Genomic DNA, 23,172 nt, shown 5'->3' with positions numbered 1-23,172 from the left:
TTTTCTTTCAAGTGGTTGTTGTGTGGTTGTGGACCCGGTGCGGCCTCTGTGCTCGGGGCTCGATCGGGAGCGTTCGGCGGTCGGGGGGCTGTGGGTTTGGGCAGCCGCTGTGCCAAGTCCTGTGGCGCTGCCTCGTCAGAACCAGAGGCCGCCCGCCGCGTCCGGCGTCTGCCCCATGAGGGACAAGGGCATGCGCGCTGCGGCGCCGGGCGCGGTGATGGCGCCGTTGGCCTGGCCGTCGGCGTCGAATGGCCCGCCGTCGGCGATCTTGTAGTTGTCGGCCCAAACTCTGACTTTGATGGGGGCGATGCTCATGGTTTCCCTTAAGTGGTTGATGGTTGATGCGCAGTTGCGGATTCGGAGCAGCCGCTGTGACGGGTCCGGCGCCAACCGGAGTGGCAACGGGTATGTAACAAAACGGAAGCATATTTAAACATGTTTAAACACATGCTGACGATTTATCCGTTCATTTTTTTGTCTGTCCCGTCGCGCTTCCCGTGCGCTACTGTTCGATGCCTGCGCAGAACAGGGCGCAAACGGTGCTCTTGCCCACCCCCTTTGGCGCGGCCAGCAGCCTGCTGCGGCCAATCGCCGGGCCCTTCGCGGTGGCCGCGCCTACGTGTCGGGTAGCTTGCTTGCCTCGTGCCGGCCGCCCTTTTCACGTGAAATAAACGCGAATTTTTCAGACCGTGCAAACCCTGGTTTGTGCGGGCGCGTCAGGCTGACTGAGCGTGAGCGGGGGGCGCGCAGGGATTGGCGTTGCCCGAAGCCATTCCCCGTATCGCGCGGGTTCTCTGAGCAACTGCTGTTGGCTTGTCGCCGGCTCGAGCGGGATCGTTTGGCGCCGGGGGGCTGGTCTGCATGCCGGAACGCGGCCGGCTTGGCAAGCCGCTGCCCAAGCCCTGCTGCGCTGCCCCGTCAGAACCAGAGGCCGCCCGCCGCGTCCGGCGCCTGCCCCACGAGGGACAAGGGCATCTGCGCTGCGGCGCCGGGCGCGGTGAGGGCGCCGTTGGCCCGGCCGTCGGCGTCGAACGGCCCGCCATCGCTGATCTCGAAGTCCAGCCGCAACCGCCCGCCTTCGTTCGCCATCTTGCCGCCGTAGGGCGCGCTGCTCAGATTGACCCAGTTGCCGGCGCTGTCCCTGGTCCAGTAGCCGTTCACGCCCAGCGCCGGGTCCAGATACAGGCTGAAGGTCTGGCTGCTGCGGCCCGTGGCCAGCGTTGCCTCGAAGCTGAGGAGTCCAAGGGGTGTCTCCATTCCCTGGGGCAACTCGGCGGGTGCGTCCTCTTGCGCCAGGCGGGTGATGCGTGCGCCGCTGCTGTCCGGGTCCAGCTTGCCGTCCTGGCTGCCGGCTACCAGGGTCACGGGGGTGCTGGTCGTGTCTGCGGGCTGGCTTGCTCCGGTGGGGTTGCTGAGCACGAGGCGGGTCGAATGCACTGCTGCTTGCGTGTTGTCCTGGATGCCGTCTCCGTTGCCGTCGCCGGCCACGGGGGCTGTGCCAGCGGGGCTGGAGATGCCGGGGGTCTGGTCCTTGGCGCTGCCGGGAATGCCGTTGCTGTCCTGGGTGCTCCTGTCCGTCGGGCCTGCCGGGGCCGAGAGGGTTGAGAGGGTCGAGGGGGCTGACGAGGCCGACGGAGTTTGACCCTGTGGCGCGGGTGTGCGGTTGTCCACCGCCATGGCTGCGAAAGTGGCCGCGTCGTTGCCTGCGGTGTCCTGTATGGCGTTGGTGTCGTCGTCGGTCGTGGGGTCGGCGTAGGCGACGGTGACCGACTGGCCATGGCTGACCGCCGTGCTCAGCGTGAGCGTGACGGTCTTGGCCCGGGCATCGACGGTGACGTTGGTGACGGCGTTTGCGACGCCGTTGACAAGCACCGCAAAGGCTTCGCTCTCCGGCTGGTAGATCGGGTCCGCGTCCAGGTTGTCCGTGTTGCCAAAGCTGAGTACCAGTTGGTCGCCGTTGACCCTGGGGCGTGTCGTGTCGCCGCTGGTGATCAGCTGCGGGGCCGTGGTGTCTGCTGGCGCGGGCGTGTCGTTGACCACCTCGGTAGCAGCAAAGTTGGCCGCGTCATTGCCGGCAGCGTCCTGTATGGCGTTGGCGTCGTCGTCGGTCGTGGGGTCGGCGTAGGCGACGGTGACCGACTGGCCATGGCTGACCGCCGTGCTCAGCGTGAGCGTGACGGTCTTGGCCCGGGCCCCGACGGTGACGTTGATGACGGCGTTTGCGACGCCGTTGACAAGCACCGCAAAGGCTTCGCTCTCCGGCTGGTAGATCGGGTCCGCGTCCAGGTTGTCCGTGTTGCCAAAGCTGAGTACCAGTTGGTCGCCGTTGACCCTGGGGCGTGTCGTGTCGCCGCTGGTGATCAGCTGCGGGGCCGTGGTGTCTGCTGGCGCTGGCGTGTCGTTGTGCACCGCGGTGGCCGCAAAGCTGGTCGCGTCGTTGCCTGCGGTGTCTTGTATGGCGTTGGCGTCGTCGTCGGTCGTGGGGTCGGCGTAGGCAACGGTGACCGACTGGCCGTGGGTGAGCGCCGTGCTCAGCGTGAGCGTGACGGTTTTGGTCTGACCATCGACGGTGACGTTGGTGACGGCGTTCTCGGCGCCATCGACAAGCACCGCAAAGGCCTCGTTGGCCGGCTTGTGGTCCGGGTCCGCGTCCACGTCGCTGCTGTCGTCGAAGCTGAGTACCAGTTGGTCGCCGTTGACCCTGGGGCGCGTCGTGTCGCCGCTGGTGATCAGCTGCGGGGGCGTGGTGTCTGCTGGCGCGGGCGTGTCGTTGACCACCTCGGTAGCAGCAAAGTTGGCCGCGTCATTGCCGGCAGCGTCCTGTATGGCGTTGGCGTCGTCGTCGGTCGTGGGGTCGGCGTAGGCGACGGTGACCGACTGGCCATGGCTGACCGCCGTGCTCAGCGTGAGCGTGACGGTCTTGGCCCGGGCCCCGACGGTGACGTTGATGACGGCGTTTGCGACGCCGTTGACAAGCACCGCAAAGGCTTCGCTCTCCGGCTGGTAGATCGGGTCCGCGTCCAGGTTGTCCGTGTTGCCAAAGCTGAGTACCAGTTGGTCGCCGTTGACCCTGGGGCGTGTCGTGTCGCCGCTGGTGATCAGCTGCGGGGCCGTGGTGTCTGCTGGCGCTGGCGTGTCGTTGTGCACCGCGGTGGCCGCAAAGCTGGTCGCGTCGTTGCCTGCGGTGTCTTGTATGGCGTTGGCGTCGTCGTCGGTCGTGGGGTCGGCGTAGGCGACGGTGACCGACTGGCCATGGCTGACCGCCGTGCTCAGCGTGAGCGTGACGGTCTTGGTGTGGCCATCGACGGTGACGTTGGTGACGGCGTTTGCGACGCCATTGACGAGCACCGCAAAGGCCCTGGTGTCCGGCTTGTGGTCCGCGTCCGCGTCCAGGTCGCTGCTGTCGTCGAAGCTGAGTACCAGTTGGTCGCCGTTGACCCTGGGGCGCGTCGTGTCGCTGCTGGTGATCAGCTGCGGGGCCGTGGTGTCTGCCGGCGCTGGCGTGTTGTTGACCACCTCGGTAGCAGCAAAGCTGGTCGCGTCGTTGCCGGCGGCGTCCTGTATGGCGTTGGCGTCGTCGTCGGTCGTGGGGTCGGCGTAGGCAACGGTGACCGACTGGCCGTGGGTGAGCGCCGTGCTCAGCGTGAGCGTGACGGTTTTGGTCTGACCATCGACGGTGACGTTGGTGACGGCGTTCTCGGCGCCATCGACAAGCACCGCAAAGGCCTCGTTGGCCGGCTTGTGGTCCGGGTCCGCGTCCACGTCGCTGCTGTCGTCGAAGCTGAGTACCAGTTGGTCGCCGTTGACCCTGGGGCGCGTCGTGTCGCCGCTGGTGATCAGCTGCGGGGGCGTGGTGTCTGCTGGCGCGGGCGTGTCGTTGACCACCTCGGTAGCAGCAAAGTTGGCCGCGTCATTGCCGGCAGCGTCCTGTATGGCGTTGGCGTCGTCGTCGGTCGTGGGGTCGGCGTAGGCGACGGTGACCGACTGGCCATGGCTGACCGCCGTGCTCAGCGTGAGCGTGACGGTCTTGGCCCGGGCCCCGACGGTGACGTTGGTGACGGCGTTTGCGACGCCGTTGACAAGCACCGCAAAGGCTTCGCTCTCCGGCTGGTAGATCGGGTCCGCGTCCAGGTTGTCCGTGTTGCCAAAGCTGAGTACCAGTTGGTCGCCGTTGACCCTGGGGCGTGTCGTGTCGCCGCTGGTGATCAGCTGCGGGGCCGTGGTGTCTGCTGGCGCTGGCGTGTCGTTGTGCACCGCGGTGGCCGCAAAGCTGGTCGCGTCGTTGCCTGCGGTGTCTTGTATGGCGTTGGCGTCGTCGTCGGTCGTGGGGTCGGCGTAGGCAACGGTGACCGACTGGCCGTGGGTGAGCGCCGTGCTCAGCGTGAGCGTGACGGTTTTGGTCTGACCATCGACGGTGACGTTGGTGACGGCGTTCTCGGCGCCATCGACAAGCACCGCAAAGGCCTCGTTGGCCGGCTTGTGGTCCGGGTCCGCGTCCACGTCGCTGCTGTCGTCGAAGCTGAGTACCAGTTGGTCGCCGTTGACCCTGGGGCGCGTCGTGTCGCCGCTGGTGATCAGCTGCGGGGGCGTGGTGTCTGCTGGCGCGGGCGTGTCGTTGACCACCTCGGTAGCAGCAAAGTTGGCCGCGTCATTGCCGGCAGCGTCCTGTATGGCGTTGGCGTCGTCGTCGGTCGTGGGGTCGGCGTAGGCGACGGTGACCGACTGGCCATGGCTGACCGCCGTGCTCAGCGTGAGCGTGACGGTCTTGGCCCGGGCCCCGACGGTGACGTTGGTGACGGCGTTTGCGACGCCGTTGACAAGCACCGCAAAGGCTTCGCTCTCCGGCTGGTAGATCGGGTCCGCGTCCAGGTTGTCCGTGTTGCCAAAGCTGAGTACCAGTTGGTCGCCGTTGACCCTGGGGCGTGTCGTGTCGCCGCTGGTGATCAGCTGCGGGGCCGTGGTGTCTGCTGGCGCTGGCGTGTCGTTGTGCACCGCGGTGGCCGCAAAGCTGGTCGCGTCGTTGCCTGCGGTGTCTTGTATGGCGTTGGCGTCGTCGTCGGTCGTGGGGTCGGCGTAGGCGACGGTGACCGACTGGCCATGGCTGACCGCCGTGCTCAGCGTGAGCGTGACGGTCTTGGTGTGGCCATCGACGGTGACGTTGGTGACGGCGTTTGCGACGCCATTGACGAGCACCGCAAAGGCCCTGGTGTCCGGCTTGTGGTCCGCGTCCGCGTCCAGGTCGCTGCTGTCGTCGAAGCTGAGTACCAGTTGGTCGCCGTTGACCCTGGGGCGCGTCGTGTCGCCGCTGGTGATCAGCTGAGGGGCCGTGGTGTCTGCTGGCGCTGGCGTGTTGTTGACCACCTCGGTGGCCGCAAAGTGGGTCGCGTCGTTGCCTGCGGCGTCCTGTATGGCGTGGGTGTCGTCGTTGGTCGTGGGGTCGTCGTAGGCGACGGTGACCGACTGGCCCTGGGTGACCGCAGTGGCCAGTGTCAGCGTCACGGTCTTGGCCTCGGCATTTACGGCGACGTCGTGGACGACCTGGGCGGTGCCATCGACGAGCACCGCAAAAGCCTCCTTGGCCGGCTTGTTGGTCGCGTCCAGGTTGCTGGTGTCCTGGAAGCTGAGCACCAGCTGGTCGCCGCTGACCCTGGGGCGCTGCGCCTCGTCGGTGGTGATCAGCACCGGGGCCGCGATGTCCGTGCGCACCGCCGTGGTCGGAAAGCTGAGCAGGTGGTTGTCGGCCATGTCCCGTATGGCGCTCTCGTCGCTGGGCGTGCTGTCCTGGTAGGCGATGCTCACGGTCTGACCCAGCTGCACGGAGGTGTTCAGTTCCAGAGCAAGGGTTTTTCCGGATGCATACCGTGTGGCCGTGGCGGTGACGGCTTGGCCATCGACGAGCACCGTGAAGTCGCTGCCGTTCGGTCGGGCCGTATCGTCCTGGTTCAGGTCGCTCGTGTCGTGGAAGTCGAGGAACACCGTGCTGGCGTTGACCCGGGGCCCCTTGGCACCGGTGGTGATCAACTCCGGGGCCGTGGCGTCCAGCGTGATGTTGCTCACCTGCGTGGTCGGGATGCTGGTCAGGCAGTTGCCGGCCGTGTCCTGTATGCCCTGGTTGTCGGCGGGCGTGCCGTCGTCGTAGGCAACGGTCACGCCGCGCTGACCATGCGCTATGGGGGTGCTCAGCGTCAGGATCATGTTCCTGGAGATTTCATTGATGCGGACGTTCGTGACGGTATTCGCCACGCCATCGACGCGCACGGTGAAATCCCCGTTGGCCGGCAGGCGGTCCAAGGCTGCGACCATGTTGCTCTGGTCGCTGAAGTTGAGCGCCAACAAATTGCCCGAGGCCCTGGGACGATCGATGCCGGTGCCGATCAGCTGCGGGGCCGTGGTGTCTGCGGACCGGGTGTCCACGGTGTAGTTGTCGCTGCTGGCGCTGCCGGTGGCGGCGTTGCCTGCGGCGTCGGTCACGCCCGTGAGGTTGACGCGGATGGTGTTGCTGCTGTCTTCGACGTTGGCCGTTGGCGTGAACGTGGCGGTCCAGGTTCTGCCGTCTGCATTTGCCGTGAGGGGGCCCAGCGTGCCGTTGGCTTCCGTGAGGTCCACGTCGGTGGCGTCAAAGCCGTTGACGCGCTCGCTGAAGGCGATGGTGACGGTGGTGCTCTCGCCGGCGGTGAGCGCGCTGTCGGCCAGCGCAATGGTGGCGCTGGGGCGCGTGCCGGAGACGGTGGTGTTGATGGTGTAGCGGAAGTCGCTGGCTGCCGTTCCCTCGCCGCTGTTGCCCGAGGCGTCGGTGACGCGGCCCATGTCCACGCGCAGCCCGACGTCGGTGAGCGTGGTGCTGGCCGTCGGGGCCGTGAGTGTGGCGGTCCAGGTGATGCCGCCGTCGGTGGAGACCGGGTTCGACAGCGTGCCGCCGGCAGCGTCCGGGTGGATCATCGCGGTGCTGCCAGCGTCGTTGGTGTGGGCCATCACGCAGCTGCTGTCGAAGCCCGTCACCGCTTCGGAGAAGACGAAGGTGACGGTGGCGGTTTCGCCGGCGTCGAGGGTGCTGTCGGTCTCTGCGGACGCGTAGGCGATGCGCGACGAAGCCAGGACAGGCCGGGAGTGGTCAGCGGTGTAGTGGGGGCTGTATGTGTCGTCCTTCGGACCCGGGTTACCCGCCGCGTCCGTCACGCTGCCCTGGCGCAGGAAGATCGAGCGCGGGTCCGCCTGGCTCCTGCTGTGGCTGAGGTCCGCCGGGGTCAGTTTGAAGGTCCAGGTCTGGCCGCCATCGCTGCTGAGCAAGTCGCTCAGAGTGGGGCCGACCAGGGAGTGCCGCTGGTCGTGCGCGATGTCGTCGAGGGTGAGGCCGGTGACTTTTTCGGAGAAGCGCAGGGTGACCGTAGCGACTTCCCCGATTCCCGGATTCGTGTCGCTCATCGTGATCACGGCGGTGGGCCGTTTGACGTCGATGGCGTAGGTGTTGCTCGATTCCACACTGCCTGTGGCCTGGTTGCCACCGCGATCGGTCACGCCGGCGAGGTTCACGGTGATTTTGTTGTTCTCCGAGTTATTCGTGGACTCGTTCCACGGGGCCGTCAATATGACGGTCCAGACGGTGCCATAGCCGTTGGCGTCGGGGTCGCTGGCGACCGGGCCGGACAGCGTGCTCCTTTCCCCGATCTCCCGCCCCTCGGACTCGCGCAGGCTTGCGAGTCCCAAACCCTTGACGGGTTCGGAGAAGCGGAGGGTGACGGTCATATTCATCTTGCTACGCGTCAAGATGCTCTCGCTGAACGTGATGGCATCCGCGGTCAGCGAGGGGCCCCGGGTGTCCACGGAGTAGCTGTGGCTGTAGACGGCTGCGCCGGCCTGTCCCGTGTTGCCCAGCAGGTCTTTCACCCGGGAGACGTTCAGGCCGATCTTGCAGGCTTCGGCGGTTTCCGTGTTCGCTGCGGGTGTGAAGATGGCCGTCCAGGTGTCGCCGCCGTCGGTGCTGTAGGGGTCGCTCAGCGTGCCATAGGCTTGGGCTTGGGAGAGGTCGATGGCTGCCTTGACGCTTGCGCCGGTGACTTTCTCGCTGAAAAAGAATTGGACCCTGGCGGTCTCCCCGACTTTGATGCGGGTTTTGTCGAGCGTGATGCGCTCCAGTTTTGGGCGGGTGGTGTCGACGGTAAAAACCCCCTCGGAAGAGTAGGTCCTTGAGGTGTTTGAGATGTCATTGCCGCGTACGTCCCGGCCGTCATTGCCGTTTTGATCCAAGACGTTGACAAGGTTCAGGGTGATGCGGCCGCAGCCATTCTCCACACCTTCCAGCGCCTCCAGCCGGGCCCAGTAGTGCTTGGGATCGTTGGGGTCCCTGGTCAATTTCTCGTAGCGACCGGTGGACCAGCGGGTACCGCTCGGGATCGTGCAGTCGGAGAGCTGGAAACTCGGCTCCCATATCCTTTCGTTGAAACGGAAATGCACCTTGGTCGATGAGGATGCCGTGAACAGTTCGTATGGCTTGTCCTGGGGCCTGTATGCCTCGGCCCAAATTCTGACGGAGCTAACAGCGGAAGGACCGAACATGGTGTTTCCTTTCAAGTGGTCGATGTGCGATTGCGGACTCGGCGCAGCCCCTGCTCGGGATTTGTTTCGGCAACAACGAGAACGTAACAATATGGCTAATATTTAAACACAATATGGTGTTTTATTACGATATTTTTCTTGGGTGCCTCGGCGTGCCCCGTGCGCTACCGTTCGACGCCCATGCAGAACATGGCGCAGACGGTGCTCTCGTCCACCTCCTTGGGCGCGGCCAACCGCCGTGCCCTGCGCGCTCAGCCCAGGTCACCCGCTGCGTGCCGGATGCCTGCGCCCGTGGCCCTTTTCGCGGGAAATAAACGCGAATTTTTCAGGCCGTGCAAACCCTTGTTTGTGCGTGTGTGCCAAGCTTGGCCGAGCGTGGACCGTGCGCGCAGAGGGATTGGCGCTGCCCGAAGCGCTGCGCCGGCTCCGAGCAATTGCTGCTGCTTGCCGCCTGCGCGATCGGGATCGTTCGGCGCCGGGGGTCTGGTCTGTATGTCGGCGCGCGCAGGCGGCCCTGTCCGCACCATGCAGGCGAATGCAGCGCCAACCCCTTCGGGTTCAGGCCGTCCCCGTCGGGGCGCGGGGACAGGCTTGGGCACAGCAAGCCGCTGTTGCCAGACCCTGCTGCGCAGCCCCGTCAGAACCAGATGCCGCCTGCCGCATCCGGCGTTTGCCCCATGAGGGACAAGGGCATGCGCGCTGCGGCGCCGGGCGCGGTGATGGCGCCGTTGGCCTGGCCGTCGGCGTCGAACGGTCCGCCATCGGCGATCTCGAAGTCCAGCCGCAGTTGCCCGCCCTCGTGCGCCACCTGGCCGCCGTAGGGTGCGCTGCTCAGGTTGACCCAGGTGCCGGTGCGGTCCTGGGCCCAGTAGCCGCTCACGCCCAGCGCCGGGTCTGCATACAGGCTGAACGCCTCGCTGCTGTGGCTCGGGGCCAGCGTTGCCTCGAAGCGGAGCAGCCCGAGGGGCGTCTCCATCCCCTGGGGCAATTCGGCGGGGGCGTCTTCTTGCTCCAGGCGGGTGATGCGTGCGCCGCTGCTGTCCGGGTCCAGCTTGCCGTCCAGGCTGCCGGCCACCAGGGTCACGGGGGTGCTGTTGGCCGCGTCTGCGGGCTGGCTTGCTCCGGTGGGGCTGCTGAGCACGAGGCGGGTCGATGCCACCGCGGCCTGCGTGCCGTCCGGGATGCCGTCTCCGTTGCCGTCGCCGGCCATGGGGGCTGCGCCAGCGGGGCCGGCGACGCCGGGGGTCTGGTCCTTGGCGCTGCCGGGAATGCCCTCGTTGTCCGCGTTCTTGTGCGTCGGGTCCGAGGGGATCAACGGAGCCGACCGGGCCGACGAGGCCGGACCCTGTGGCGCGGGGGTGCGGTTGTGCGCCGGCATGGTGAAGAAATTGGCCGCGACGTTGCCGGCCGTGTCCTGTATGGCGCCGGCATCGTTGCCGGGCGGGGGGGCGGCGTAGGCGACGGTCACCGTCTGCTGGTCGCTGGTGACAGGGGTGGCCAGCATCAAGCTGACGATATCGTGCGCGTGCACCCGGACGGCGACGACGGCGGTGTGCACGTCATCGACGTGCACCGCAAAAGCTATGGCGGGCGGGATATGGGCCATGTTCAGGCCGATTCCTTCGGCGTAGCTGAGCATCAACTGGGCGCCGTTCACCTCGGCCCTGGAGAACATCGGGGCCCAGGTGTCGACCAGGTAGTTGGTGCTATCCGCGCGGCCGGTGCCGGCGCGGCCTGCGGTGTTGGTCACGCCGGCATGGTTTACGCGGATGGTGTTGGTCCCGCTCTCGGTATGCGTCGTGGGCGTGAAGGTGGCCGTCCAGGTTCTGCCGTCGTCATGCGTCGTGGGGTTGCCCAATGTGCCGTTGGCGTCGGTGAGATCGACGTCGTCGCGCGTGAAGCCGGTGACGGCTTCGTTAAAGGCAAAGGTGACGGTGGTGCTTTCCCCCACGGTCAAGCTGACGTCGGCCAGTGTGATGGTGGCGGTCGGACCGGTGGTGCCGGCAGGCCAGGTGTCCACGGAGTAGTTGGCGCTGGAGGCGCTGCCGGCACCGGCGTTGCCCGCGTCGTCGCGCACCCCGGTGAGGTCCAGGCGGATGGTGTTCGCCTGGGCGCTGGCGTTGGCCGTGGGCGTGAAGGTGGCCGTCCAGACCGTGCCGTCGTCGTCGCTCGTGGGCGTGTCCAGCGTGCCGTTCGCGCACACGATGTTGCTGGCGTCCAGGCCGGTGACGGGCTCGCTGAAGGTGATGGTGACGGGGGTGCTCTCGCCCGCGGTGAGCGCGCTGTCGGCCAGCGTGATGGTGGCCGTGGGGCGCTCGGTGTCCACGGTGTAGTTGGCGCTGGCGGTGCTGCCGATCCCGGGGGTGCCTGCGGCGTTGCGCACGCCAGTCAGGTCCACGCGGATGGTGCTGCTCGCGGTCTCGGTGTTGGCTGCGGGCGTGAAGGGGGCGGTCCAGGTCTTACCTTCTGCGCTGACGGCGAGAGCGCCCAGCGTGCCGCTGGCGTTGCTGAGCACGATGTCGTCGGCGTCAAAACCGGTGACGACCTGGTTGAAGTCGAAGGTGACGGTGGTGCTCTCGCCCGCGATGAGCAAGGTGTCGGCCAGCGTGATGCGCAGGGTGGGGCGCTCGCCGACGGTGTCGATGTCGTAGCGGACGCCGGCGGGAACCACCCTCTCGCCCGCGTTGCCCGCAAGATCGTTCACGCCGGACAGGTTCACGCGCATGGTGTTGTTCGACGACGTGACGCCGGGAGTCGGGGCGCTCAAGGTCGCGACCCAGACGCTGCCGTCGCCGGTGGACGTCGGCTGCGACAGCGTGCCATTGCGCGTGCCCTTGGCCATGCGCAGATCGTCGAGGCCAAAGTTCGTCACCGCTTCGGAGAAGGTGAAGATGACCAGGGCGGTTTCGCCGAGTTTGAGAATGTTGTCGGTCTCGCCTGCGCCGTAGCTGATGCGGGTGCTGAGCAGCGTGGGCCGGGTGAGGTCTACGCCGTAGCTCAGGTTCGTGGCCACGGTGCCCTGGCCCGGGCTGCCCGCGCGGGTGCTGACGCCCGCGAGGTTCACGCTGATCGGGTTGTTCGTCGATGCAGCGCCGTCGGCGCCGGGGGCATCGAGCACCACCTCCCAGGTGTCGCTGCTGCCGTCGGCCGCGGGTTGCGAGGCGAGCACTTGGCGCACGCTGCCGCTGCCCGGGGCGAGGATCACGTCGGAGGCGTCAAAGCCCTTCACCGCCCCGCTGAATTTGATTCTGACGTGGGCGGTCTGGCCCATGCCGAGTTGGTTGTCGTCGATGGTGTGGCCGGTAGTGGCCAAGCTGGGCCGCGTGGTGCTGACGGCGTAGCCGTTGCTGTTGGCGGGGGTAATCCCTCTATAGGGGTCCCCTCCCGGGTTGCCGGACAGGTCCCGCACCTCGTTCATCCGCACGGAGATCACGCAATTTTCGGCGTCCGTGTTGGCCATGGGTGTGAAGGGGGCGGTCCAGGTGATGCCGCCGTCCACGGTGGTCAGACTGCCCAGCGTGCCATGGGCGTTGGAGAGGTCGATGGCGGGCTGGAAGTTGGCGACTTTCTCGCTAAAAACAAAGGTGACGGTGGCGGTTTCGTCGACTTGGAGGTGTTCGTCGTCGATCGTGATGCTGTGAGGCTTGGGCCTGACGGTGTCGATGGAAAACATATCGAAAAACATGTCCCCCATGTACCTCCGGCCCCCATCGGGGGCGATCACCCTGCCGAGGTCCACGGGGTTGCTGTGCCATTGCGTTTCGCCGTTCTCCACACGCAGTGAGAGCCAGAGGCGCTCGCTGCGGGGGTCCCGTTCGATCCGCGCGTAACCCCGGAAGTTATCGGTACCGCCATCAATCCGGTAGTCGGGCTCCAGGGGCAAGTGGCGGTAGCCGGAGCTGCGGTCCTCGGGGCGCATGTAGATCGACCACCCCGGCCGGTCGTCGAACTGGAAATGCAAGACGGTCGTTTTCTCCTGGGCGGACCTGTAGGTGTAGTAGGTGTCGGCCCAAACTCTGACTTTCATGGGGGCGAGGGTCATGGTTTTCCTTAAGCGGTTGATGGTTGATGCGCAGTTGCGGATTCGAAGCAGCCGCTGTCACGGGTTTGGCGCCAACCGGAGTGGCAACGAACGCGTAACAAACGGAATTATATTTAAACATATATTGACGATTTATCCGTTAATTTTTTTCGACTGTCCCGGTGCGCCTCCCGTGCGCTACCGTTCGATGCCTGCGTAGAACAGGGCGCAGACGGTGCTCTCGCCGACTCCCCATGCTCACATCGCCGGGGCGGATGGGCTTGGGCAGCCGCTGTGCCAGACGCTGCCGCTGCCCCGTCAGAACCAGAGGCCGCCTGCCGCGTCCGGCGTCTGCCCCATGAGGGACAAGGGGCATGCGCGCTGCGGCGCCGGGCGCGGTGATGACGCCGTTGGCTTGGCCGTCGGCGTCGAACGGCCCGCCATCGGCGATCTCGAAGTCCAGCCGCAGCCGCCCGCCCTTGCTGGCCACCTGGCCGCCGCAGGGCGCGCTGCTCAGGTTGACCCAGGTGCCGGTGCCGTCCCGGGCCCAGTAGCCGCCCACGCCCAGCGCCGGGTCTACGGACAGGCTGAACGCCTCGCTGCTGTGGCCCGGGGCCAGCGTCGCCTCGAAGCGGAGCAGCCCGAGGGGCATCTCCATCCCCTGGGGCAACTGGGCGGGGGCGTCTTCTTGCTCCAGGCCGGTGATGCGTGCACTTCAGGGTGCAAGCCGCCCGCGGGGGTGGATAGGCGGTTGGGCACGGCAAGCCGCTGCCCAAGCCCTGCGCTGCCTCGTCAGAACCAGAGGCCAGCCACCGCGTCCGGCGCCTGCCCCACGAGGGACAAGGGCATGCGCGCTGCGACTCCCGGGGCGGTGATGACGCCGTTGGCCTGGCCGTCGGCGTCGAACGGCCCGCCATCGGCGATCTCGAAGTCCAGCCGCAACCGCCCGCCTTCGCTCGCCACCTTGCCGCCGTAAGGTGCGCTGCTCAGATTGACCCAGTTGCCCGCGCTGTCCCTGGCCCAGTAGCCGCCCACGCCCAGCGCCGGGTCCAGATACAGGCTGAACGTCTGGCTGCTGCGGCCCGTGGCCAGTGTCGCCTCGAAGCGGAGGAGTCCGAGGGGTGTCTCCATCCCCTGGGGCAACTCGGCGGGTGCGTCCTCTTGCTCCAGGCGGGTGATGCGTGCGCCGCTGCTGTCCGGGTCCAGTTGGCCGTCCTGGCTGCCGGCTACCAGGGTCACGGGGGTGCTGGCCGTGTCTGCGGGCTGGTTTGCTCCGGTGGGGCTGCTGAGCACAAGGCGGGTCGAATGCACTGCTGCCTGCGTGCTGTCCGGGATGCCGTCTCCGTTGCCGTCGTCGGCCACGGGGGCTGCGCCAGCGGGGCTGGAGGTGCCGGGGGGCTGGTTCTTGGCGCTGCCGGGAATGCCGTTGCTGTTCGTGTCCTGGGTGCTCTTGTCCGTCGGGCCTGCCGGGGCCGAGAGGGTTGAGAGGGTCGAGGGGGTCGAGAGGGTCGATGGGGCTGACGAGGTCGACGGAGTTTGACCCTGTGGCGCGGGTGTGTTGTTGAGCACCTCGGTGGCCGCAAAGCTGACCGCGTCGTTGCCGGCAGCGTCCTGTATGGCGTTGGCGTCGTCGTCGGTCGTGGGGTCGGCGTAGGCGACGGTGACCGTCTGGCCGTGGGTGACTGCCGTGGTCAGTGTGAGCGTGACGGTTTTTGCGCGGGCATCGACGGTGACGTTGGTGACGGCGTTCTCGGCGCCATCGACGAGCACCGCAAAGGCTTCGCTCTCCGGCTGGTAGATCGGGTCCGCGTCCAGGTTGTCCGTGTTGCCAAAGCTGAGTACCAGTTGGTCGCCGTTGACCCTGGGGCGCGTCGTGTCGCCGGTGGTGATCAGCTGCGGGCCCTCGCGGTCCGGCACGCGGTTGTCCACTGCCGTGGACGGGAAGCTGGTCAGGCGGTTGCCGGCAGTGTCCCGTATGGCGCTGGTGTCGTCGGGCGTGCTGTCGTTGTAGGCGATGCTCACGCTCTGAGCATGTCGCACGGGGGTACTCAGCGTCAGGTAGACGAGCTTGCTGTTTGCACCCACGATGATCGAGGTGACGGCATTGGCTGCCCCGTCCACAAGCACCGTGAAGTCCCCGCTGAGCGGCTTGTGGGCCTCGGTGGTGTCCAAGTTGCTCGCGTCGCTGAATTCGAGCACCAAGTCACTGTCAAGGACCCTGGGGCCTGCGGTGCCGCTGGTGATCAGCTGCGGGGCCGTGGTGTCTGCTGGCGCTGGCGTGTTGTTGACCACCACGGTGGCCGCAAAGCTGACCGCGTCGTTGCCGGCGGCGTCCTGTATGGCGTTGGCGTCGTCGTCGGTCGTGGGGTCGGCGTAGGCGACGGTGACCGACTGGCCGTGGGCGACCGCCGTGCTCAGCGTGAGCGTGATGGTTTTGTCTTGGGGCTCGACGGCGACGTGGGTGACGGCGTTCGCGACGCCCTCCACGAGCACCGCAAAGGCCTCGTTCGCCGGCTTGCGGGTCGGGTCTGCGTCCAGGTTGCCCGTGTCGCTAAAGCGGAGCACCAATTGGTTGCCAGTGACATGGGGGCGATGGTCGTCGGTGGTGATCAGCTCCGGGGGCGTGGTGTCTGCTGGCGCTGGCGTGGTGTTGGTCACCGTGGTGGCCGCAAAGCTGGCCGCGTCGTTGCCGGCGGCGTCCTGTATGGCGTTGGTGTCGTTGTCGGTCGTGGGGTCGGTGTAGGCGACGGTGACTGACTGGCCGTGGGTGGCCTCCGTGGTCAGCGTGAGCGTGACGGTTTTGTCTTGGGGCTCGACGGTGACGTGGGTGACGGCGTTCAGGGCGCCATCGACAAGCACCGTAAAGGCTTCGCTCGCCGGCTTGCGGGTCGGGTCCGCGTCCAGGTTGCCCGTGTCGCTAAAGCGGAGCACCAATTGGTTGCCAGTGACATGGGGGCGATGGTCGTCGGTGGTGATCAGCTCCGGGGGCGTGGTGTCTGCTGGCGCTGGCGTGGTGTTGGTCACCGTGGTGGCCGCAAAGCTGGCCGCGTCGTTGCCGGCGGCGTCCTGTATGGCGTTGGCGTCGTCGTCGGTCGTGGGGTCGGCGTAGGCGATGGTGACCGACTGGCCGTGGCTGACCGCCGTGCTCAGCGTGAGCGTGACGGTTTTGTCTTGGGGCTCGACGGCGACGTGGGTGACGGCGTTCGCGACGCCATCCACGAGCACCGCAAAGGCCTCGTTGGTCGGCTTGCGGGTCGGGTCCGCGTCCAGGTTGCCCGTGTCGCTAAAGCGGAGCACCAGTTGGTTGCCGGTGACATGGGGGCGATGGTCGTCGGTGGTGATCAGCTCCGGGGGCGTGGTGTCTGCGGGCGCTGGCGTGGTGTTGGTCACCGTGGTGGCCGCAAAGCTGGCCGCGTCGTTGCCGGCGGCGTCCTGTATGGCGTTGGCGTCGTCGTCGGTCGTGGGGTCGGCGTAGGCGATGGTGACCGACTGGCCGTGGCTGACCGCCGTGCTCAGCGTGAGCGTGACGGTTTTGTCTTGGGGCTCGACGGCGACGTGGGTGACGGCGTTCGCGACGCCCTCCACGAGCACCGCAAAGGCCTCGTTGGTCGGCTTGCGGGTCGGGTCCGCGTCCAGGTTGCCCGTGTCGCTAAAGCGGAGCACCAATTGGTTGCCGGTGACATGGGGGCGATGGTCGTCGGCGGTGATCAGCTCCGGGGGCGTGGTGTCTGCTGGCGTGGTGTTGGTCACCGCGGTGGCAGCAAAGCTGGCCGCGTCGTTGCCGGTAGCGTCCTGTATGGCGTTGGTGTCGTCGTCGGTCGTGGGGTCGGCGTAGGCGACGGTGACCGACTGGCCACGGGTGACCGCCGTGGTCAGCGTGAGCGTGACGGTCTTGGCTTGGGGCTCGACGGTGACGTTGGTGACGGCATTCGCGACGCCATTGACAAGCACCGTAAAGGCTCCGCCCGCCGGCTTGTGGTCCAGGTTTGCGTCCAGGCTGCCCGTGTCGCTAAAGCCAAGCACCAGCTGGTTGCCAGTGACCTTGGGGCGATGGTCGCCGGAGGTGATCGGCTGTGGGGGCGTGGTGTCTGCTGGCGCTGGCGTGGTGTTGGTCACCTCGGTAGCAGCAAAGCTGGTCGCGTCGTTGCCGGTGGCGTCCTGTATGGCGTTGGCGTCGTTCCCGGTTGTGGGGTCGGTGTAGGCGACGGTGACCGACTGGCCGTGGGTGAGCGCCGTGCTCAGCGTGAGCGTGACGGTTTTGGCTTGGGGCTCGACGGTGACGTTGGTGACGGCATTCGCGACGCCCTCCACGAGCACCGTAAAGGCCCCGGGGGGCGGTGTGTGGGCCAGGTCCGCGTCCAGGTTGCCCGTGTCGCCAAAGCGAAGCACCAGTTGGTTGCCAGTGACCCTGGGGCGATGGTCGCCGGAGGTGAGCAGCTGCGGGGGCGTGGTGTCTGGCGTGTTGTTGACCACCGCGGTGGCAGCAAAGCTGGCCGCGTCGTTGCCGGCGGCGTCCTGTATGGCGTTGGCGTCGTTGCCGGCCGTGGGGTCGGCGTAGGCGACGGTGACCGACTGGCCGTGGGTGAGCGCCGTGCTCAGCGTGAGCGTGACGGTTTTGGCTTGGGGCGCAATGGTGACGTTGGTGACGGCATTCGCGACGCCATCCACGAGCACCGTAAAGGCCCTGTTGGCCGGCTTGCGGGTCGGATCCGCGTTCAGGTTGCCCGTGTCGCCAAAGCGAAGCACCAGTTGGTTGCCAGTGACCTTGGGGCCATGGTCGTCGGTGGTGATCAGCTGCGGGGGCGTGGTGTCTGCTGGCGTGGTGTTGGTCACCTCGGTGGTGGCAAAGCTGGTTGCGTCGTTGCCTGCGGCGTCCTGTATGGCGTTGGTGTCGTTGCCGGTCGTGGGGTCGGCGTAGGCGACGGTGACCGATTGGCCGTGGATGACCGCCGTGCTCAGCGTGAGCGTGACGGTTTTGGCTTGGGGCTCGACGGCGACGTGGGTGACGGCATTCGCGACGCCCTCCACGAGCACCGTAAAGGCCCTGTTGGCCGGTTTATGGGCCAGGTCCGCGTCCAGGTTGCCCGTGTCGTCAAAGCCAAGCACCAATTGGTTGCCGGTGACCTTGGGGCGATGGTCGCCGGTGATGATCAGCTGCGGGGGGGCGGTGTCTGGTGTGATGGTGGTCACCGCGGTGGCCGCAAAGCTGGCCGCGTCGTTGCCGATGGTGTCCTGTATGGCGTTGGTGTCGTCGTCGGTCGTGGGGTCGGTGTAGGCGACGGTGACCGACTGGCCGTGGATGACCGCCGTGCTCAGCGTGAGCGTGACGGTTCTGTTCTGGCCATCGACGGCGACGTGGGTGACGGCATTCAGGGCGCCATCCACGAGCACCGCAAAGGCCCCGCCCGCCGGCTTGCGGGTCGGGTTCGCGTCCAGGTCGCCCGTGTCGCTGAAGCGGAGAACCAATTGGTTGCCAGTGACATTGGGACGATGGTCACCGGTGCCGATCAGCTGCGGGGCCGTGGTGTCTGGCCGGGTGTCCACGGTGTAGTTGTCGCTGCCGAGGCTGCCGGTGGCGGCGTTGCCTGCAGCGTCGGTCACGCCCGTGAGGTTGACGCGGATGGTGTTGCTGCTGTCTTCGACGTTGGCCGTTGGCGTGAACGTGGCGGTCCAGGTTCTGCCGTCTGCATGCGCCGTGAGGGGGCCCAGCGTGCCGTTGGCTTCGGCAAGAACGATGTCGTCGCTCGTGAAGCCGGTGACGGGCTCGTGGAAGCTGAAGGTGACGGTGGTGCTCTCGCCAGCGGTCAGGCGGGTGTCGTCCAGCCAGATGGTCACGGTGGGCGGGAGGGTATCGACGCGGTAGTTGGAACTGACGGCGGTGCCTTGGCCCGTGCGGCCGTTGTCATTGGTCACGCCGGCCAAGTTCAGGCGGATGGTGTTGGTCGGGTCCTGGGAGATGGCCCAGGGCGTGAAGCGGGCGGTCCAGGTGAGGCCGTTGTCTGCGGTGCCGAGCGTGCCGAGCGTGCCGCTGGCATCCGTGAGGTCCACGTCGGTGGCGTCCAGGCCGTTGACGCGCACGTTGAAGGTGATGGTGACGAGGGTGCTCTCGCCCACGGTGAGCGAGCTGTCGGCCAGCGCGATGGTGGCGCTGGGGCGCGTGCCGGTGGTGATGTTGGTGTTGATGCCGTATTTGATGCCGGTGACGGCGCTCATCGATGGCGGCAATATGCCCTTGTTGCCCGAGAGGTCGGTCACTCGGTTCAAATACACGCCCAGGTTGACTTCCCTGATCGCGACGGTGCTTGTCGGGGCGGTGAGTGTGGCGGTCCAACTGGTGCCGCCGTCGGTGGAGATCAGGTTCGACACCGTGCCACCGGAGCCGTCCACGATGTCCTTCTCAGTGGTGGACGTCGCGGTGCCACCGGCACCGTCCACGATGTCGGTGGACGTCCTGGTCTCTGTAATGGTGTAGAAGGATATGCAACTGGCGTCGAGCGTCGTCACTGGCTCGTTGAAGGAAAAGGAGATGGTGGCCGTTTCGCCGGCATCGAGGATGGTGTCCGGCTCTCCCGGCCTGAAGGTGATGTGGGCGCCACCCTCATGCGGGAGCCCACTCCTCAGATGGGGCCCCTGGTGGTCAACGGAGTAATGGGGGCTGTATGCGTCTCCCTGGTCCGGACCCTGGTTACCCGCCTCGTCCGTCACGCTGTTCCGGCGCAAAACGACGAAGTTGCCGCTCAGTTTGCGTCCGTCGTTCTCGGTGTAGCCCTGCGGGGTCACTGTGACGAGCCAGGTATGACCGCCATCGTGGTCGATCAAGTTGCTCAGAGTGCCGCGGACCGGTGAGTCTTCGTGTACCCGGAGGTCGTCCAGGCTGAGGCCAATGACTTTTTCGGAGAAGCGCAGGATGAGGGTGCCGACGTCGCCGATTCCCAGCGTCGTTTTGACCATCGTGATCTCCACGGTCGGCCGTTGGAAGTCGATGGCGTAGGTGCTGCTCGATTCCAGAGGGCCCGTGACCGGGTTGCCATCGCTATCGCTCATGCCGGTGAAGTTCACGGTGATTTTGTTGTTCCTCGTGGCCGGGACGTCATCCCCCGTCGGGGCCGTCAATGTGGCAGTCCAGACGGCGCTATGGCCGCTGGCGTCGGGGCTTTGGGCGACCGGAGGGGACAGCGTGCCTTTTCCCGGGGACAACTGCAGGTTCGTGCTTCTGAAACCCTTGACCGGTTCCGAGAAGGTGAAGGTGACGGTCATCGTCCTCTGGTCCAGCGTCAATGCGCTGTCGCTGAACGTGATTCCACTCGCGGGCAGCGTGGGGGTCAGGGTTTGGACGGAGTAGACATTGCTGCTGAAAGGGGTCGCGTTCGATCCCCAGTTGCCGCCCTTGTCGAGCACTTGGCTCAGATTGAGGGAGATCGCGCAATCGGAGGTGTTCGTGCTGGAAAGGTCGGCTGTGAACTTGGCGGTCCAGGTGAGGCCGTCGTCGGCGGTGACGAAATTCGTCAGCAAGCCTCCGGCATGGGAGAGGTCGACCTTGTCATGGAAGGAAGCAACTTTCGTGTTGAAAACAAAGGTGACGGTGGCGATTTCGCCGGCCAGGAGGCGGGTGTCGTCGATCGTGATGCGCACGTCCTGGGGTCTTTTGGTGTCGATCGTGAAACCAGGGGAATAGTAGGTCCCCGAGCCCGCATTGCCGTTCCGATCCGTGATGTTGGCAAGGTTCAGGCTGACCCGATCCGTGATGCGGGCAAGGTTCAGGCCGAAGCCGGGATGACTCCTCCCGATCTCCACGTCCCCGTGCGCCGTCAGCGTGGCCCAGTAGCGCTTGGCATTGTCGAGGTCCCTGGTCAATGAACCGTCGGCCCAGGAGGTACCGGCCGGGGGCGTGCAGTCGGAGAGGCTGAAACTCGACGCCAGCGGCTCTTCGTTGAACTCGAAATACACCTTGGACGATGGGGAATCCGCGCGCAGATCGTATGGAGCGCCCCCGGGGCTGCGGTATGCCTCGGCCCAAATTCTGACGGAGGTGACCGCGGGCTGCGTGGGGGGCAGGGTGTGGACGGAGTAGGCACTGCTTTTGAAAGGGACCGGGTTCAATCCCGTGTTGCCGCCCATGTCGAACACTTGGTCCAGAGTGAGGGAGATCGCGCAATGGGAGGAGTTCGTGCCGGAAAGGACGGCTGTGAACTTGGCGGTCCAGGTGAGACCGCCGTCGGCGGTGACGAAATTCGTCAGATTGCCTCCGGCCTTGGAGAGGTCGACCTTGTCATGGAAGTAGGAAGAAACTTTCGTGTCGAAAACAAAGGTCACGGTGGTGATTTCGCCGGCCAGGAGCTCGGTGTCGTCGAGCGTGATGCGCACATCCTTGGGTATTTTGGTGTCGACCGTGAAATAACCGGAATAGCAGGTCCCCGAGCCCGCGTTGCCGTTCTCATATGTGATGTTGGCAAGGTTCAGGCCGACGCGATCCCTCTCGGTTTCCACGTTCTCGTGCGCCGTCAGCGTGGCCCAGTAGCGCTTGGCATTGTCGGGGTCCCTGGTCAATGAACCGTTGACCCAGGAGGTACCGGCCGGGATCGTGCAGTCGGAGAGGCTGAAACTCGACTCCAGCGGCGTTTCGTTGAACTCGAAATACACCTTGGACGATGGGGAGTACGCGCGCAGGTCGTATGGAAAGCCCCCGGGAAGGTCCGGGGGAAAGCCGTCTGCCACGGCCCAAATTCTGACGGTGGTGTGCGCGTGGACGGTGTAGACATTGCTGCTGACAGGGGTCGCGTTCAATCCCCTGTTGCTGCCCACGTCGAACACTTGGCTCAGCTTGAGGGAGATCGCGCAATCGGAGGCGTTTGTGTTGGCAAGGGCGGGTGTGAGTTTGGCGGTCCAGGTGAGACCGCCGTCGGCGGTGACGAAATCCGTCAGCTCGCCTCGGGCCTTGGAGAGGTCGAGGCTTCTCTGGAAGTAGGAAGTAACTTTCGTGTTGAAAACAAAGGTGACGGTGGCGGTTTCGCCGGACAGGATGTCGGTGTCGTCGATCGTGATGCGCACGTCCTGGGGTCTTTTGGTGTCGACCGTGAACTCAGGGGAGTAGTAGGTCCCTGAGCCCGCATTGCCGTTCTGATCCGTGATGTTGGCAAGGTTCAGGCCGACGCGACCCCTCTCGCTCTCCGCGTCCCCGTGCGCCGTCAGCTTGGCCCAGTAGCGCTTGGCATTGTGGGGGTCCCTGGTCAATGAATCGTCGGCCCAGTAGGTACCGGCCGGGGTCGTGCAGTCGGAGAGGCTGAAACTCGACGCCAGCGGCGCTTCGTTGAACTCGAAATACACCGTGGACGATGAGGAATCGGCGAGCAGCTTGTATGGAAAGCCGCTGGGAAGGGCCCCGGGAGTGCCCCCGGGAAAGCCCAAGGGAAGGCCCCAGGGTCTGTGGTATGCCACGGCCCAAATTCTGACGGTGGTGACAGCGGAAGTAGCCATGGTGTTTCCTTTTGATCAAGTGGTTGATGTGCGGTTGCGGACTCGGTGTGGCCATTGTTTGTGACAGGTTTCAATGGAAACGAGCACGTAACAAAGTGACTCGGATTTAAACACAGGTTTGGTGCTTTATTGGGCAATTTTTTGTTGCCCCGGCGTGCTGCCGTTCGATTCCCATGCAGAACATGGCGCAGACGGTGGTCCTGCCCCACCCTCCCTTTGGCGCGGCCAATTGCCGTGCCCTGCGCGCTCGGGAATCAGCTCCCCCGATACGGTGCAGGAGACCCGGCGCCCGCGGCCCTTTTTGCGGGAAATTGAGCGTGACCGTGCGCGGGGGGCGCGGAGCGATTGGCGTTGCCCGAGGCGCTCGTTGGCCGTGGCCGTCCAGACCGTGCGGTCGGTGCTGGCCATCGGGCGCTTGCCGGGGGAGTCCGGTGGCATGGCGGCTTCGCGCCGGGAACGCGCGCTACCGGCAACCCGCGGCCGTGCGTTGCATCGTGTGGCAAATCAACGTGCACAATGGCCGCTGGTCGTACCGCTTCATCACTATCGTCTGCCTGCGTATGTCCCTGTCCCAACGCTCCGGCATCTGCCTGCCAGCCCCTTCGCGTCCGTTGTCCCATGGGCCTGCCGTGTTCCACACGAGACGACGAAGAGCCCGAACCCTGCTCAGCACACTCACCCGCCATGCGCTCGCAGCCTGCCTGCTGTGCGCCGTGGCGACCCTGCCCGCGCGGGCGCAGAGCGAGGTGTCTGCCGCGCTGTCCATGCTGCCCCTGGCCTCGGTCGTTGGTACGGCCGAGATGGCGTCCAGCGCGGCGGGTGCGGTGGGGGCCTTGCCGGTGGCCCTGTCGGTGAACGGTGCGCAGCTCACGGTCAAGGCGGTGCAGGCCTCGGCGACCGGCACGGTGTATTTGCTCGAGCGCGTGTCCGATGCGGCCCAGGTCAGCGTGCAGGTCGTGGGCCGGGGGGTAGGCGCGTCGGCCCATGCCGTGGGCACGGTGCTCCAGTGCAGCGTGATCGCCACGGGCGTGGTGCTGTCGGCGGCGGGGGAGGCCATTGCCTTCGTGCCCGACGCCATCGCCCGTGCGCTGTTGTACAACGAACGCCTGTGAGGAGCGGAGCCA

General features: G+C 66.3%; 6 protein-coding genes. 1 reads left to right on the top strand and 5 read right to left on the bottom strand.

The annotated features are described in order from the left end of the window. Nucleotides 1-135: 135 nt before the first annotated feature. The 5 genes from D5041_RS00650 to D5041_RS00630 all read right to left on the bottom strand — a co-directional run bounded on the left by D5041_RS00650 (nucleotide 136) and on the right by D5041_RS00630 (nucleotide 22,048). Nucleotides 136-315 (bottom strand): hypothetical protein, encoded by a 180-nt coding sequence (locus D5041_RS00650; RefSeq protein ID WP_265283599.1) that lies wholly within the window; start codon nucleotides 313-315, stop codon nucleotides 136-138. Nucleotides 316-918: 603 nt separating this feature from the next. Then, entirely contained in the window at nucleotides 919-8,553 is a 7,635-nt protein-coding gene (locus tag D5041_RS00645; protein WP_265283598.1) for a SwmB domain-containing protein, read from the bottom strand. 637 nt (nucleotides 8,554-9,190) lie between these two features. Continuing rightward, nucleotides 9,191-12,580, bottom strand: a complete 3,390-nt coding sequence (locus D5041_RS00640; RefSeq protein WP_265283597.1) for an Ig-like domain-containing protein — start codon at nucleotides 12,578-12,580, stop codon at nucleotides 9,191-9,193. 154 nt (nucleotides 12,581-12,734) lie between these two features. Beyond that, nucleotides 12,735-13,232 (bottom strand): choice-of-anchor U domain-containing protein, encoded by a 498-nt coding sequence (locus tag D5041_RS00635; protein ID WP_321162578.1) that lies wholly within the window; start codon nucleotides 13,230-13,232, stop codon nucleotides 12,735-12,737. A 134-nt stretch (nucleotides 13,233-13,366) separates the two neighbouring features. Continuing rightward, on the bottom strand, nucleotides 13,367-22,048 hold the full coding sequence (locus D5041_RS00630) for a SwmB domain-containing protein (RefSeq protein WP_265283596.1): 8,682 nt from the start codon (nucleotides 22,046-22,048) through the stop codon (nucleotides 13,367-13,369). A gap of 662 nt (nucleotides 22,049-22,710) precedes the next feature. Between D5041_RS00630 and D5041_RS00625 the strand changes: the two genes are divergently transcribed. Further along, on the top strand, nucleotides 22,711-23,160 hold the full coding sequence (locus D5041_RS00625) for a hypothetical protein (protein ID WP_407702242.1): 450 nt from the start codon (nucleotides 22,711-22,713) through the stop codon (nucleotides 23,158-23,160). Nucleotides 23,161-23,172 lie beyond the last annotated feature (12 nt).

The sequence above is a fragment of the Verminephrobacter aporrectodeae subsp. tuberculatae genome (assembly GCF_026127385.1).
Taxonomy (GTDB): domain Bacteria; phylum Pseudomonadota; class Gammaproteobacteria; order Burkholderiales; family Burkholderiaceae_C; genus Acidovorax; species Acidovorax aporrectodeae.
Note: the sequence above shows the minus strand (reverse complement) of the source record. Positions and strands in the feature narration are given on the sequence as shown.